We start from the raw sequence: 15,922 nt of genomic DNA on the forward strand, positions 1-15,922 counted from the left end.
GCTTATCTATTTCATATATGGCATAAAATTGAACATGTCCAGTTATTGATTAAATGTACCTAACTGACTGGCATTGACTTTTTTATAATCAACAGCTTGGGAGACAAACTAGTGGTTGACCCAAAGCATAGCAAAAAAACCAAGAGTAATAAGGCTATTTACCGAGGAATAGCTGATCCCAAAGCAATGTCGAAGACAGAAAAGCAAAAAGTTAAGCGCCGCTATGAGCGTGAATTAGTGAAACTTCAAGTAGAATTAGTCAAACTGCAGGAATGGGTAAAACAAAAGCATCTTAAAATTGTCGTGATCTTTGAAGGTCGAGATGCTGCAGGTAAAGGTGGTGTTATTAAACGCATCACTGAGTTTTTGAGTCCACGAATTTGTAGAGTCGCAGCACTACCTACCCCAACAGAACGAGAGCGCACTCAGTGGTATTTTCAGCGTTATGTCGCTCACCTTCCCGCGGGTGGAGAAATCGTCCTTTTTGACCGCAGCTGGTACAACCGACTGGGTGTTGAGACGGTAATGGGTTTTTGTGATGAGCATGAACTCATTGAGTTTAGTCGCTCTTGTCCAGAATTTGAGCGAATGCTCGTCAGATCCGGTATTATTCTTATCAAATATTGGTTTTCTGTCAGTGAAGAAGAACAACGTAAACGATTTGAAGCTAGAATCAATGACCCTTTAAAACGCTGGAAATTGAGTAGCATGGATCTGGAGTCTAGGCGTCTTTACCATAAATACTCAGAAGCAAAAGATAAAATGTTTGCGTATACCGATATAAAACAAGCGCCCTGGTACGTCGTGGATGCCGATGATAAAAAACGTGCTCGTTTGAATTGTATTGCACACTTATTAAGCACCATTGACTACAAGGACGTACTTCCTAAAAAAATACACTTACCGGAACCAGAAGAAAGCATTAAGTATGTAAGACGCCCCTATCACGAACAAACATTCATACCAGAAATATACTGAGAACTAACCATTTTCTGGCTGCTATTCGTGACCTTTAACCTTAAAATTAGCATGGTTAATTTAAAACCAATCCAATACATACCAGTTAAGTAATAGCTTAATTAACACCTACTTATTTCATTTGCTCGCCACTGAGGAAGTGTGACAATATGTCGCACCTTAACGGCTGTTTATTATTACTAATACTTCTATAATCGGCGTTGAAAATGATTATCGTATCTAAATGGCTTACAGCAGAACGCACAAGTACTTCACTGGTAGTATTAGGCTTAATTTTGTTAGCCGTTATTATACTGCCTCGTTGGTTGTTAAAAGAAAATAACGCTTTTGTTAGTACATCAAGCCAACACTGCCAACTAACGACTGAACCCTGCTTGCTCACTAATTCATCACCTGTATTTACACATTTACAGGTTACGCCCACGTCGCTGCCTTATGATAAGCCAATAACATTCAACGTTAAGCTTGGCCAGATTACAGATCAAAGCCAGGCTACAGATCAAAACTATGTCACTCTGCAATTGGTTGGTAAAACAATGAATATGGGGTTACTACCGATCAAGCTGAAGCAGATTGCACCTCAACAGTTTGAGGGTAATGTCATTCTTAGTTACTGCACCATTGATCCCAGTATGCAGTGGCAGGCTGATATACGGCTACATACCCCAACAGGTATACACCAAATTCTAATTGATTTAATACCTAACGATGACACCTAAGAAAGCTATTCTTGCTGCACAATATTTACTAATACTTGCGATTATTATTACGGCTTATTTTCAGTTTTTTTACACTGAATCTTTACCCACCTCCCATCATAACCTAATGATTGATGAACAAGCACCAGACTTTACGCTCCACTCTGCCCAATCAACCGTTTCACTTTCTTCGTTTAAAGATAAGCAAGCTGTTGCTATTTATTTCGGTTACACCGCGTGTCCTGATGTATGTCCAACAGGTCTAAGTCAACTAGCAAATGCAATTAAACGTCTAACAGCCAGCGAGCAAGCACAAATTCAAGGACTAATGATTACCCTTGACCCTGAACGAGACCCTGCTGACACGGTTAACACCTATGCCCAATTCTTCTTACCTGAGTTTAAAGGGTTAAGTGACACTTCAGAACGCATTAGCAATGTGGCGAGCCAGTATCAGGTGATTTATCAACGTAAGATGATCGAAGGTTCAGCTTTGCAGTATACGTTAGACCATAGCTCTAACTTTTATTTAATCGATAAGCAGGGCATCCTTCGTCATGTCGTGCCTCATACCATTTCAACTGAAATGCTCATTGAAGCACTACGATCAGTACTTAACGACAACTAAAACATGGAGATATAAGAGGGAAACATGAGCATCAACCCATCATCAACTGCACGTAAAAACTTGTTAAGTTCAAGCCTAGCCCTCGCACTGACTATGCTGAGTCATAGTGCCAACGCAGAACAAGCGATCACTGTGAGTGATGTATATGTGCGCGCAATGCCACCAACGGCTCAAAATACTGCAGGCTATATGCAAATTCATAATCATAGCAAACAACCTGTGAGCCTCATTAAAGCTGAAAGCCCGATTGCCAAGAATGTTGAGCTACATTTGAGCAAAATGAGCGAAGGTGTAATGAAAATGATTCAGCAAAAAGAAATCATGGTTCCTGCTGAAGGCAGCACACATCTAAAACCTGGAGGGCTGCATATAATGTTTTTAGGTTTAAACGAGCCTAGCAAAGCCGGCAGCAAAACAACCCTGAAATTAACTTTTAGCAATGGTGAGCAATTAACTGTAGATGCTTCCATTATGAAAACACCGAATCCTAGAGGTGATATGAAGCACGTTCAAAAATAACAACTCAGATAATAACTCTTACTTTCAAATATATTTTCTCCTATCGTAGGCATTACTCACGAAACGAAGAGTATAGTTACGATAGGAGTATCCCACCTCACACATTCCTCCCAAAACCCCTGCCTGCAAAACTGCGTTGAAAAAATTGACTCATGAACACACTACCATTTATTTAACTCTTTAATTAAACCATCATTCAAATAAATCTCTACTTTACGAATGACAGAGTCTGAACTAAAAATTTAAAGACTTATCTTTTCATAAAAAAGGAATGAGCTGTCATGCATAAAATTATGATTTTTATTACTCTTGTTGGTAACTTAGTATTAGCTAAACTCGTTATTGCTGCAGAATCCGTCACTGTTATCGCTGATGAAGCTTATCCTCCTTACTCCTATAAAAAAGATGGAAAAATGACAGGTATTTATACTGATATTCTTCGTGCAGTCTTTGACGGTATGCCTGATTACAAAGTGACGATTGAAGGCGTTCCTTGGAAGCGTGGGTTGAAAATGATGGAAGAAAGTGAATCCTTTGCACTATACCCACCCTATAAACATGCTAACCGCCCCTACATGGAATACTCCATGCCAATCCTTTCTGAGGAAGTAGCGGCCTATTGCACAGATAAAGTACTTACCAACCCCCGCCCTAATTGGCCAGATGATTACCATGGCTTAACGATAGGCCGAAATTCTGGTTTTGAAATTGGTGGTGACAAGTTTAAGGAAGCTGTTTATGCCGGTAAAATAAAGCTTAGTGAAACAAAAGGAAATGATAAAAATCTGCTTAAATTGATCAATAAACGTATTGACTGTTATATCAACGATGCACTGTCTATTGAGTGGGAACTAGGCAACTTGAAAAAAGCCGGAAAGTACTCAGGGAGTGGTATTACTCGCGGCGCCACGGTTAGTGGTAATTTTGGTTATCTTGGTTTTACCAAAAATTCAGGAAAATTTAAGTTTCTTAATGATTTTAAAGGAAAATATCATATTCAGCTTGAAAAACTAAAAAAAGATGGAAAAATAGACGAAATTATTAAAAGCTATACTAATTAATATGTAACTGAATAGCTTTTAGCTCATTGAATATTTTATTTCTAACAAATAATAACCCTGTCAAGTTGTTTTAATCAATAGCCCCAGTTACTCATCACAAGAAGCTGGGGCTATTTTTTTATATTCTATACCCTTCGCGAATCAATTTTATGTGCGCTATCCATAGCGCTCACCCTAAAAATCCTTCACTGTGGATATATATTTAATTAGCAGTGCTAACTTAGTGCTCCCTTGTTGCTCTAAAACGCACCTCAGGCCAGCGCTCTTCCGTTAAGGATAAGTTAACACGTGTAGGCGCTAAATACGTCAGAAAACCACCCCCATCAAGTGACAGGTTATCGGCAGCTTTTCGTTTAAACTCTTCTAGTTTTTTAGGATCATCACACTCAACCCAACGAGCAGTATTTACATTAACAGGTTCGTAAATACACTCTACTTTGTACTCTTCTCGAAGACGGTGAGCGACAACTTCAAACTGCAAAATACCTACTGCACCAAGAATAAGATCATTATTATTCAACGGCATAAATAGCTGGGTAGCACCTTCCTCTGAAAGCTGCTGTAAGCCTTTTTGTAACTGTTTTAACTTTAGCGGATCTTTAAGTCGAACACGTTTAAACAGTTCAGGGGCAAAGTGTGGTATACCAGTATATTTATAATGATCCCCTGTAGTGAATGTATCACCAATTTGAATTGTGCCATGATTATGCAAGCCAATAATATCACCAGAAATGGCTTCTTCTACATTCTCACGATCGCCCGCTAAAAATGTAACCGCATCGGAAATTTTAACATCTTTACCAATCCGCACATGACGCATTTTCATTCCCTTGGTGTACTTACCAGAGCAAACTCGCATAAAAGCGATTCTATCACGATGCTTTGGATCCATATTGGCTTGAATTTTAAATACAAAACCTGAAAAAGTCTCGGAGTACGGATCAACCTCAGCGATATCTGTCGTCCGAGACTGAGGTTCTGGCGCCCACTTAACGAAGTCATCAAGCATTTCCCTTACACCAAAATTCGCTAATGCTGTACCAAAAAACACAGGTGTCATTTTTCCTGCTAAATACGCATCCAAATCAAATTCATGGCTGGCACCTTTAACCAGCTCTATCTCATCAATGAGGTCATCCAGCAAATCCCCCAGAACCGCTTTTGCCTCATCACTGTTAAGGCCATGGATTTTGATATCGTCAGGAATACGGTGACCTTGCCCAGAAGTGAACACATGGATTGTATCCGTATACAGGTTGTACACTCCTTTGAAGTTTTTCCCCATACCAATAGGCCATGTTATTGGCGCACACTGGATTTTCAATATACTTTCAATTTCATCAAGGACTTCAATTTGCTCACGTACTTCACGATCCATTTTATTGATAAAGGTGAAGATTGGGGTATCACGCAGCCGACAAACATCCATCAACTTAATGGTCCTGTCCTCAACCCCTTTAGCACCATCAATCACCATCAACACTGAGTCCACGGCAGTCAATGTGCGATAGGTATCTTCCGAAAAGTCCTCGTGACCTGGAGTATCTAGTAAGTTAACCATACGGTCATGGTAAGGGAACTGCATCACCGATGTGGTAATAGAAATACCCCGTTGCTGCTCCATACTCATCCAGTCTGAGGTAGCCATTCTGGAGCCTTTCTTACCTTTCACCGTCCCTGCTAACTGGATGGCATTTCCAAACAGCAGCAACTTCTCTGTAATCGTTGTTTTACCGGCATCAGGGTGTGAAATAATTGCAAATGTTCTTCTGCGCTTTACTTCATCAACAAACTGTGTGTTTGACATAGTCTAGATCTTCACTTTGGACGCTGTTTGGTGCTCAGCCGCTCTTAAGTCAGGATGCATGGGCATCATAAAGCCAACCATTATAGCGATCTTTCATTCAAGTGCCTATGGGGAAGCATCAACCATCCAATTTATATATTATTCCTTTCACAAAGTATCTTGAAGCACTGCGATGTAATTGCCACAAAAATAAAACAGGCGATATCCCCCCTTTCTAAATATTAAGACATTAGCCTAACGTAAAATATACAACTTATTTTTTGAATCAATATAGCGTTAATTGAACCGCTATTATTTTACGATGTTTTATAAATTTACTATTAATATTTTTCACAACCAATAAAACTCATAACCAAACAAAAAATACAGTAATAAATATTTATTACAACCAGCAACCAATTAAACAACAAAAATCTTTCCACCATAAAATATTATTTAGATAGTTAATAATTAGCACTGTTTTTAGCGTAAATATCTACATAACTATATTTATATATAGTGTTATTATTTAAAACAGTAGCCATGAAGTAGAACAATGCATGAGCAATTGCTGAGGAGCATTTAATTGCCACTCTAAGAACCCTTCGTTTTAGGTATAAGATTAGCCACATACAACTGCAATGGAATCTACTGTTAAGGATAACAAATGAAAAATTTCTCATACTATATGCCAAAGATTGCGTTACTTGCGAGCTTAACTATCACCTCATCATGGAGCCAAACTAATACTTTATCATTACTAGACGAGCCACCACCTCCAAGTAACTACTTTTTGACAGACATAAATGGCGATGGCACTAAGGACTTGATTTCAATAAAAAAACAGGGAATCTCAGTTGCCTTCTTAGGTACAGGCACAGGCTATTTTGCTAAAGAAGGTATCACCCATAAACCTAATGTTATTGACTTTAGCCCTGGTAATAGCTATCAGTCATTTGCAGATGTTACAAGTGATGGGCTTGCTGATAAGGTGCTTATTTTACGTTCACCTAAAGGTGCAAAATTAATTCTTGTCTATACAGGGCAAGCAGATGGTAACTTTTCTGCCAACCCATTACCACCAGACCCTACTCCTGATCCAGTATGTCCAACAACACTTAATACTAATGAACACGGCTTTACAACTGATTCATTTAAAGATGTAGAAAGAGTTGCTGTTCAAATAACCTTTACGAATATATCTGGTAATAATCTAGTGTTTTCAAATGAAGTTAAACCACGTATATGGTCAATTCCTAATAGAGAGCAACCTCCTTTTGTATTTCGCTATGGGCCTACCGATACTGAAATAGAACCCAATGCTACATTTGCATTTAAAGCAGGCGTTGATGTTTCAATGCTTGATGATAAAAATGACAAATTAGCTTTTCAGATAATAACTAAAGATCGTAAACCTCTAACACCTGACCATATTACAGTAAGCAGAATCAGCTTTAGATGTAACTGACACTCTGTCATAACACGTTTAGCTTTATCGCTTGATGATCTTTCCTAAAAAAGCTTTGCGGTGGGTATAGGGCTATAGAACTACTTATACCCACTTCTTTTGCAAAGTATTAAACTATTACAATTTGACACAAATCAAATTATAATAATTCATGTGTCGTATAGTTTTATCACGATAATAATAGATTACAACTTGGGGGATATATAATGATTAAATCAGTAAAGCTTACACCCATTATACTTGCCACACTCTTAACACCCGCTTTAAGCCAAGCAGATACTTATCTGCCTGCCTTTGCTGGTAAAAAAATGGAGTATGTTGATTTATCCTATACTGGCCAACATGCGAGTGCTTCAGTAGAACGAGAAGCTGATGGTTGGTTTTTATATAATGGTTTTCCAGGCTTAGGTAAGGTTTGGCTGCGCCCTGAACAAGATGGCAAACTTTATGTATGGGATGAAGAAAACCAAAAGGCTAAACTTTACGTAGACTTTTCGCAAGACGTTGGCACAACCAACGCTTACAAAGGATATCTTTGTGCAGCAGGTACTGTAATAAAACAGCATCATAAAAAAATGTCTACGGCAGCTGGTACCTTTACTGATGTCACTGAAGTTAGCTTTTTCACAGGTCCTCACCGCTGCTATGATGCAGGGTTAGGCAGTATTTACTTTGCTAAAAATGCTGGCATCATCAAGTGGACAGATATTACCATTATGGGACCTCGAAGCTTTGAGCTAGTTAACTCACCGATGTGAGCTGTAAAAGCTTAAGCCAAAAAACGTCTTAGTATTCGCACTATAAGACATGTGTAGTGTACTTTCTTCTGCAGAAAGTACACTTTATTTATATGAATTTAACGATAAAGCTAATCGACCAATTCATATAGTTGTGCTCGGTTTTCTTCACTTTCCTCTACTAATGCAAAATCCACTTCTAGCATCTCAATACTACGTTTTCGAATCCCAACTTCATGAGCAATAAGCAATTCTAATAGTCGCTCACCATCTATAAGTGTTATAGGGGAAGCACCTGGAAAGAGGGCTGCTTCTGCACAGTTTTTTGCAAACCGCCCAAGGGTAATTAAAGTACCTCGTATTGCTTTATGATAAGGTAATGCACCACGTAATTGGTCTATAAATGGCCGGGTCAGTGTCGTATAAGTCATGCGCTTTACTTGAACCACCTCCCGAACTGTCGTGATGCCTACCTGTACATTAGCCACAACATCGACGCCTAAATCACCAGAGGGTTTGGTTAATTCAACATCCTGATACCCCATCACTTCCAATAGTTCAGCAATTAACCGTTCAAATTGGAGCGGGGTCATCTGACATAACGCTTGGTGCAATGCTTCTTTTTGTTTCTCGTTATAGGCATTTAAGGCAGTAATGACCTCTCGTGTTGGATCATCCTGCAAAGTAGGCAGGCTTTTTGATAACCAGTCACGTCCTTGTTTCACGATATGAAAATAGTTACCTACTCGCTCAACTAACTGTCGCTCCACTAAATTCAATAACCGGCGTCGCAATGCATCTTTTGCTGTACTTTTAGTATTATTTTTAGACACTTGTTGTAAATAGATATGCCAGTCTGTCAGCAGCTCACTGGTCTTTGCTTTTTCTTTAACGGATAATAACTCAAGAATATACAATACCCCTTCAGTTCCATCTAACTCTCTAAGAAGTTCTGGGCGCTTTGCTAAAAAAGCTTGTCCTTTAGCTGTTATTTGATACTTACCATCCAAATCAGGCTTCAGTAACCCATAATTATTAATAAATAGATAGGCACCATACATATGCCTGGGATTTAAAGGAGGATCACCAAAATGCCAGATTCGCAAAGCAAGTCCTGCAGAATCTCCTGTTAACCGATCCACAATCCAGCTATCAGGATCCCCCCAATCAACAGTTCGTTGAGGACTACCCACCTGCTCTTTAATCGCATTATTAAGCTGTATGACGCGTTTTTTTTCTACCCCTGAAATAGCTCCCATGAGGGAGCGCACATCATGATAAAGAGGAAATAAAGGTGTGCGAACTTTATACGTCATTTACTCTCGTCACTATTACTCTCATCATTAGGGATATATGCTGTTTTAAAGCGAGTAAATGTTACAATAAAAATCTCTATGAAACATCCATACTGTCGTAATCGGAAACATAGATAACCAGCTTGCAAAGCCTTTAAGGCAGGAAGTGATGAGGAAAAATAAGAATATAACAATGAGTTGGCTAAAAGAGGCAGACAACATAATAACCTGCTATTACTACTGGCTATAGCATCATTCACAAACATGGTTGCTTATGTTGCCTGCCTCTTTAGGTTAGATCATAAATGTTTTTCTGTATATTTATTAAACACCCACCTCTACTTTATTATTGAGTATTTCATAAAAAACATACTAAAGCTGTTCAAACTATCCACACCAATTTACCGTTCAAATTTACTCCCAAACTGGCTGATCTTTGGTGCGACACTGTGTCGCATACACATTGTTGCTTCAGCCATGTAACATTAGCCTCGTTCACATGTTGTTAAACCCTCACAACTCTGTGCTAGGCGATTTATATAGGGTTGTGATCAGTGATCGGTTTTGGCGATAACCGTTCACCCCTGGTTTACATGCTCATAAGGTTCTATTGGCAGGCAAATTAAATTAGCCTGCCTTTTTTTTTTGCCGCACAATAATCAAACACACTCAACTTTCAACATTAATGAGCCTATGTTTGATAAGCCTTTCTCATTTTCACCTTCCCGACAAAATCTGCGCCGCCTTTGTTTTATTCGGTTCTTGGCGTTATGTGGCCAAAGCATTGCCTTAGCTTATATGCTCTGGGCCAAAGTGATCCTTGATGGTTGGACACTAGGCTCAACAATGCTCATTGTATCCATTATCACGCTACTCACTTGGATTCGAACATACCAACAGCTACCTGTAACAGAGCGAGAGTTTTTTGCTCAACTCCTTTTTGACGTTATTAGCTTTTCTATTTTGCTGTACTTTAGTGGAGGGGCCAGTAATCCTTTTGTTTTTTATTATTTGATTCCGATAATTATTTCATCAGCCATTTTGCCCTGGCTCTATACTTGGACCGTTACCGCTATCAGTATTGCTGCCTATAGCGGGTTGTTATTCTTTTACCAGCCATTGCCTATTGCTATTCCAGTTCCTTTTCTTGAAAAGGGACAAATCAGCATGGTCAACCTGCATATTGCTGGTATGTGGATAAACTTTATGTTCAGTGCCTTACTGGTTACTTACTTCATTGTTAAAATGTCCAAAACAGTAGCACTCCAACATGAGTTACTCAGCAAAAAAAGAGAAGAAGACCTTCATAATGAGCAACTAATGACTGTGGCAACATTTGCGGCAGGAACCGCTCATGAGTTTGGCACCCCACTTTCCACGATATCTGTACTTCTTCATGACTTACTAAACGAACATCAACAAAACACCGAGTTATATCAAGACCTTGAGTGTATAGAACAGCAAGTAACCCACTGCAGGAAGCTGCTAAAAAACCTTGTAAATGCAGCTGAAGCCAGCCAACAAAAATCTACCGTCAACCTTTCAGACTTTTGTCAGCATCTCACCGACCAATATCAACTGCTTAAACCCTCATTTCCAATCTCAATACAATTCATCCACCCCATTGAAGAAAACAAAATAGAATGTGATCTAGCGCTATACCAAGCCTTTTTGAATTTGATAGATAATGCTCAACAAGCAGGTGCATCTCAGGTCAACATACAGATATGCAAAACTGAGCAAATGGTTAGCATACAGCTTTTCGATAATGGACCAGGAATATCGCTAGAAATTGCAGAACAGCTAGGCAAACCATTTATATCAACAAAATCAACGGGGCTTGGATTAGGCTTATCTCTGAGTAAAGCTACAATTAGCCGCTTAGGAGGTACCGTTCATTTATTTAATGTACCCAGTGGTGGCACATTGACTGATATTCGCCTGCCGCTAGTTTCTGATCAGTAGTCAGTGCCCTATAAAATAAAGAAGTGAACAATGAGCATATCCTCTTATATAAAAGGGGAGATAAATCAGAGAGATTTTGAGGTCAACATGTCAGCACATGAAGCTACGCCTAAGATGTTATTAGTGGACGATGATTTTACGTTTTTACAAGTGCTTGCTCGTGCTATGCGTAAACGGGGATTTGATGTTTTAACTGCGGATAATGTGCCAAAAGCAGAGTCTTTACTGCTTAAACATAGCCCTGATTTTGCGGTAGTTGATTTGAAAATGGAGGGACCTTCTGGGCTAGCCCTTATTGCGTCTCTCAGAGCATCTAATCCAGAAATGAAAATTGTCATTCTGACAGGTTATGCAAGTATCGCAACTGCTGTTGAAGCTATAAAACTAGGTGCAAGCAACTACCTTTGCAAACCAGCCAATGCAGACGAAATCATTTCTGCGCTACTATGCAAAGCCGCCAATCCTGAGCAACCAGTAAAAGAGCGTCCAATGTCTGTTGATAGGCTTGAGTGGGAACATATTCAACAAGTACTCACCGCTAATCAGGGCAATATTTCAGCTACTGCTCGCCAATTAGGTATGCACCGCCGAACGCTGCAGCGTAAACTTCAAAAACGACCCGTTCGTGAGTAATATTGATGGGGTTTAACATAGCGTTATTTGTGATAGTAACGCTTTTCATTAAACGTTATTACCCATTCAGGATAATAAACAACTAATCCAGAAATTATCATGCCATTGATGAAAGCTTCAGGCAGCATAACTAATGGAGCGAAAGCCAAAAGTTCCCAGCTGACACCAAAAGGTAACTGACTACCAGCCCAAGTCATCAAGAGTAACGCTAAAGTTAGTACAATTAATGTTGATAATAATGCAGGAATAAACGACACAATAAATATAAAAACAAAGACATTTTTAGGCTTACGGGCTTCAACCCACTGCAACATCAACTGTGTTATCAAGACAGGTATTCCAACCATTAGGCTATTGACCCCCACACTAGCGACATCAGTTATACCAACAGTAGTAAGTAAAAACTGTACCAGCGCAGCCCCAATCAGCGCTAACGGCCAGCCAACAACCAGGGTATAAGCAACCATACCCAGAAAGTGAAAGCTTAACCCTGGCACTATCGTTTTATGGATCAACCACAAAACGAGTAAAGCAACGGAAGATGCAAAAGTGACCTGTTGCCATGTATTATTTTGCAACCACAATCGCCACGGCATAGCGACAACCGCAACAATAAAAAAAACACTAAAAATTACAGTACCTAACCATAACTGGTGGAAAGTCAGTAGCGAAGAGTGGAATGACACAGCTACCCACCTGAAGTCAGTGGTAATGCCATTAATACTGCATTTTCACGCCCTTTTGCCAAAGGGTAATAGTTTTTTCGTATTCCTACCTCGTTGAACCCAGCTCTTTGGTATAGTGCAATTGCGGTATGATTAGACTCACGAACTTCAAGAAACATCGTTGTCGCATTTAAATGTTTAGCATGCTCAATAAGTACATCCAGTAAATAACACCCTAAACCTTGCCCTTGAAAGCAAGGAGCGATAGTAATATTTAGCAGATGAGCTTCATTAACTACTGTCATCAAAACACTATGGCCAACAGCTTTTTCTTGTGTGTACAGTACATTACAGTGATAGCCAGACTGTAAACAATCCAGAAAGATTCCTTTACTCCACGGGTGAGAATAAGCTTCCATTTCATTACTTAATACAGCGTCCAAATTATTTATTGTCATTGGCTGCACAATCAGTTCAATTTCTTGCGTTGACACTGAGCATTTCACCCCAAGATCTTTATTGTCCGGCTACCAACGTGACTAAGTCAACCCATGTTTCACGCTTATACTGAGGAATTTTCAATAGTTCATCGATACTGTACGTGACAACAATTCGCTGCTTATCGTTATTAACCTTCTGCTTTCCCCTTAACTGTTCAAAAGGTTTATCAGCATTCAAGGTAAACTCTGCAGCATCTCGACCTAGCAACAGAATATTTGTGTGATTATTATAATCGTAATGACAGTCTAAATAACGGGAAAGGGCATCAAGTGCAATCTGTCGGTGCTGATCAATCATTTGCTGATGAGTAAAAGGCCAGCTAAAAATATTAATATCCTTTAATGACACTGACCAATTTAAAGCGGCAAGAATATTCATCAATAAGCTCTGATGCTGCTTAGTGAAGCCCTCTCTGGAAGAATAGGGTAAATCAGTAATAATCAATGCATCCTGACAAGTACAAACTGCCAATCGAAATGTCGGTACTGGCTGCCTGCTACTAACTGGTTGAGCCGAAGACACATCCGTAGCTTTGTTTTTTGACTCAACCTGTTGATTATTTTTTAAATCCTGAGAAGAAGGGCTTTCATCTGTATTGATTACAGACTTAAGCTGCTGGCTTAATACTGCTGTCTGCTTCTGTAAGGAACGCTTTTCTTCACTACGCTTAGGTGTATGTAAAAAGCCGTGAAGATTTGGCAAGTTTGTAGCTGCAGTACTTCCTGCTTCCTGAAAATCAACACGCTTAGTATCATCAGCCTCTATTTGATTTATGCTTGGTGTGGAAACGTCTGTCCATAACAAAGGGTTTGAAGGCAGCGCATGAGCCAAAGAATAACGAGAATACCATGAGGTAATTCCCATCGCTTTTAAGTACTCCTGACGCTGCTGCTCAATCACACTACATTACCTCTTAAACATCAGCTGCTTGTGGGTGTGCCCGATAAGCATCTGATGTAATCAAATTTAATGCATTAATATATGCCTTAGCTGAAGCGATAACGATATCAGTATCAGCCCCAGAGCCATTTACTATTCGACCATCACGCTCTAAACGAACTGTAACCTCACCCTGTGAGTCAGTACCACCAGTAATTGCATTTACCGAGTAAAGCTGTAAATTCGCATTTGAACAGGCCATTTTTTCAATAGCTTTAAATATTGCATCAACAGGGCCATCCCCTTGCTCAGAAGCTGTTTGCTCACTCCCATCAATCTCAAGAGTAACATGAGCTATAGGCGTTTCTCCTGTTTTTGAATATGCTTCCAAAGAGACTAGCCGATAGTTTTCAACAAGCTCTGAGTGTTGAGTATCACTCACCAGGGCCTGCAAATCCTCATCATAAATTTCATGTTTCTTGTCTGCCAGTTCCTTAAACTTACCAAAAGCAACTGCCAGCTCAGCATCTGACTCAAACTCGATGCCTAGCTCAACCAACCTTGCTCGAAATGCATTACGACCAGAATGCTTACCTAAAACCATTTTATTGGCATTCCACCCTACATCCTCTGCACGCATAATTTCATAGGTTTCTCGATGCTTTAACACTCCATCCTGGTGAATACCTGCTTCGTGAGCAAATGCATTTGCTCCTACAATCGCCTTATTAGGTTGGACAGAAAAACCTGTGATGCTTGATACCAGCCTAGAAGTAGGTACGATTTGAGTCGTATCAACCTTAGTATCGACGTTGAGTAAGTCATGGCGTGTTTTTATAGCCATTACTATTTCTTCTAAAGAGGCATTCCCTGCACGCTCACCCAAGCCATTGATCGTACACTCTACCTGTCTAGCACCACTGGCTACCGCCGCTATTGAATTTGCCACAGCTAAGCCTAAGTCATTATGACAGTGTACTGAAAATACCGCTTTGTCTGCATTAGGGATCCGATTCAGCAACTGCGAAATTGTCTCAGAAAACTGGTGCGGAATGGCATATCCCACTGTGTCAGGGATATTAATTGTCTTGGCTCCAGCATTAATCGCTGCTTCAATAATACGACATAAAAAGTCTAATTCAGAGCGTCCCGCATCTTCACAAGAAAATTCGACGTCTTCTACATGGTTTCTTGCACGCTTAACCGCATGAACGGCTTGATCAATAACTTGCTCAGGGGTCATACGCAATTTGTATTGCATATGAATTGGTGATGTTGCAATAAAGGTATGAATACGCGCTGAGTTTGCTGGTTTTAATGCTTCTGCTGCTCGATCAATGTCAGCATCTAATGCTCTGGCTAAGCTGCAAATAATACTATCTTTAATGTGACCAGCAATATTTTTCACTGACTCAAAGTCACCAGGACTAGCCATTGCAAAACCCGCTTCAATCACATCAACTCGCATTTTCTCCAAAGCTCTGGCAATACGTAATTTTTCCTCACGCGTCATTGATGCGCCAGGGCTCTGCTCCCCATCCCTTAATGTTGTATCAAAGATAATTACCTGGTTTTCGCTCATAGCAAAACACTCCAAAACAAAAGCTCAAGCTAATAGGTATAGTTCTGAAAGGATTTTTTTATGGAATAATAAATTTCTGCCCTAAGGCAGGAGGAGGAGGGTAAGAAAAGCAGGGTGGTAACTATTTTTTAAGTCACGAAATACCACTGTCGTTTTAGTTTTATTACACATCTTTAAATCAGCGATTTTTAGTTTTAGCGAATATTTATGTGTTAGTAACTATATCTGCTCAACCTTACATGTACAAGCGCCGATTTGCATTTTAAAGCGTCTTATTTAGCACGTAACCAAGGCAATAGAGACTATTTAAGAGTTCACAAGTTTATTACCACCAACCGTAATCTCACTTAAAAACCCCAAAGCAAAAAGCCCTGGCACGGTGTACCAGGGCTTCCAATATGCGCTTGACGATGTCCTACTCTCACATGGCGAAACGCCACACTACCATCGGCGCTGAGCAGTTTCACTTCTGAGTTCGGGATGGAATCAGGTGGTGCCCACTCGCTATCGTCGTCAAGCATAAACCT

The 15,922-nt window shown here is 39.8% G+C and carries 15 protein-coding genes and 1 rRNA gene; 9 read left to right on the forward strand and 7 right to left on the reverse strand.

The window, feature by feature from the left end:
• Positions 1-111 precede the first annotated feature (111 nt).
• The 5 genes from ppk2 to KHS79_RS15255 all read left to right on the forward strand — a co-directional run bounded on the left by ppk2 (position 112) and on the right by KHS79_RS15255 (position 3,884).
• The gene (gene ppk2, locus KHS79_RS15235) at positions 112-978 is read left to right on the forward strand and encodes a polyphosphate kinase 2 (RefSeq protein WP_212720086.1); all 867 of its coding nucleotides are present in this window, start codon (positions 112-114) and stop codon (positions 976-978) included.
• A gap of 206 nt (positions 979-1,184) precedes the next feature.
• Entirely contained in the window at positions 1,185-1,697 is a 513-nt protein-coding gene (locus tag KHS79_RS15240) for a hypothetical protein (protein WP_212720088.1), read from the forward strand.
• On the forward strand, positions 1,687-2,304 hold the full coding sequence (locus KHS79_RS15245) for an SCO family protein (protein ID WP_212720090.1): 618 nt from the start codon (positions 1,687-1,689) through the stop codon (positions 2,302-2,304). Before KHS79_RS15240 ends, KHS79_RS15245 begins: the two co-directional genes overlap by 11 nt.
• A gap of 132 nt (positions 2,305-2,436) precedes the next feature.
• Positions 2,437-2,823, forward strand: coding sequence for a copper chaperone PCu(A)C (locus tag KHS79_RS15250; RefSeq protein ID WP_165773492.1), 387 nt, complete (start codon positions 2,437-2,439; stop codon positions 2,821-2,823).
• Between the two features lie 281 nt (positions 2,824-3,104).
• On the forward strand, positions 3,105-3,884 hold the full coding sequence (locus KHS79_RS15255) for a substrate-binding periplasmic protein (protein WP_212720092.1): 780 nt from the start codon (positions 3,105-3,107) through the stop codon (positions 3,882-3,884).
• A gap of 220 nt (positions 3,885-4,104) precedes the next feature.
• On the opposite strand, the gene KHS79_RS15260 is transcribed toward KHS79_RS15255, so the two are convergent.
• The gene (locus tag KHS79_RS15260; RefSeq protein ID WP_212720094.1) at positions 4,105-5,691 is read right to left on the reverse strand and encodes a peptide chain release factor 3; all 1,587 of its coding nucleotides are present in this window, start codon (positions 5,689-5,691) and stop codon (positions 4,105-4,107) included.
• A 646-nt stretch (positions 5,692-6,337) separates the two neighbouring features.
• Here KHS79_RS15260 and KHS79_RS15265 point away from each other — a divergent pair.
• Together KHS79_RS15265 and KHS79_RS15270 are read left to right on the forward strand one after the other, a co-directional pair.
• Complete coding sequence (locus KHS79_RS15265) at positions 6,338-7,138, forward strand: FG-GAP repeat domain-containing protein (protein ID WP_212720095.1); 801 nt, start codon at positions 6,338-6,340, stop codon at positions 7,136-7,138.
• A gap of 206 nt (positions 7,139-7,344) precedes the next feature.
• On the forward strand, positions 7,345-7,896 hold the full coding sequence (locus tag KHS79_RS15270; RefSeq protein ID WP_212720096.1) for a hypothetical protein: 552 nt from the start codon (positions 7,345-7,347) through the stop codon (positions 7,894-7,896).
• A 110-nt stretch (positions 7,897-8,006) separates the two neighbouring features.
• On the opposite strand, the gene KHS79_RS15275 is transcribed toward KHS79_RS15270, so the two are convergent.
• Complete coding sequence (locus KHS79_RS15275; RefSeq protein ID WP_212720097.1) at positions 8,007-9,191, reverse strand: restriction endonuclease; 1,185 nt, start codon at positions 9,189-9,191, stop codon at positions 8,007-8,009.
• 672 nt (positions 9,192-9,863) lie between these two features.
• Between KHS79_RS15275 and KHS79_RS15280 the strand changes: the two genes are divergently transcribed.
• Positions 9,864-11,135, forward strand: a complete 1,272-nt coding sequence (locus KHS79_RS15280; protein WP_027710034.1) for an ATP-binding protein — start codon at positions 9,864-9,866, stop codon at positions 11,133-11,135.
• A gap of 87 nt (positions 11,136-11,222) precedes the next feature.
• Positions 11,223-11,768 (forward strand): response regulator transcription factor, encoded by a 546-nt coding sequence (locus KHS79_RS15285; RefSeq protein WP_027710033.1) that lies wholly within the window; start codon positions 11,223-11,225, stop codon positions 11,766-11,768.
• 23 nt (positions 11,769-11,791) lie between these two features.
• On the opposite strand, the gene KHS79_RS15290 is transcribed toward KHS79_RS15285, so the two are convergent.
• From KHS79_RS15290 to rrf, 5 genes are all read right to left on the reverse strand, one after another.
• Complete coding sequence (locus KHS79_RS15290) at positions 11,792-12,454, reverse strand: energy-coupling factor ABC transporter permease (RefSeq protein WP_212720098.1); 663 nt, start codon at positions 12,452-12,454, stop codon at positions 11,792-11,794.
• A 2-nt stretch (positions 12,455-12,456) separates the two neighbouring features.
• Positions 12,457-12,927 (reverse strand): ribosomal protein S18-alanine N-acetyltransferase, encoded by a 471-nt coding sequence (gene rimI, locus KHS79_RS15295; protein WP_212720099.1) that lies wholly within the window; start codon positions 12,925-12,927, stop codon positions 12,457-12,459.
• A 22-nt stretch (positions 12,928-12,949) separates the two neighbouring features.
• Complete coding sequence (locus KHS79_RS15300; RefSeq protein WP_212720100.1) at positions 12,950-13,834, reverse strand: uracil-DNA glycosylase family protein; 885 nt, start codon at positions 13,832-13,834, stop codon at positions 12,950-12,952.
• A 13-nt stretch (positions 13,835-13,847) separates the two neighbouring features.
• Positions 13,848-15,395 carry a 2-isopropylmalate synthase gene (locus KHS79_RS15305; protein ID WP_212720101.1) on the reverse strand — a complete coding sequence of 516 codons (1,548 nt, stop codon included), beginning with the start codon at positions 15,393-15,395 and terminating at the stop codon, positions 13,848-13,850.
• 402 nt (positions 15,396-15,797) lie between these two features.
• Positions 15,798-15,913, reverse strand: a 5S ribosomal RNA gene (gene rrf, locus KHS79_RS15310).
• Positions 15,914-15,922: the final 9 nt, after the last annotated feature.

This window comes from Zooshikella ganghwensis (genome assembly GCF_018263875.1).
Taxonomy (GTDB): domain Bacteria; phylum Pseudomonadota; class Gammaproteobacteria; order Pseudomonadales; family Zooshikellaceae; genus Zooshikella; species Zooshikella ganghwensis.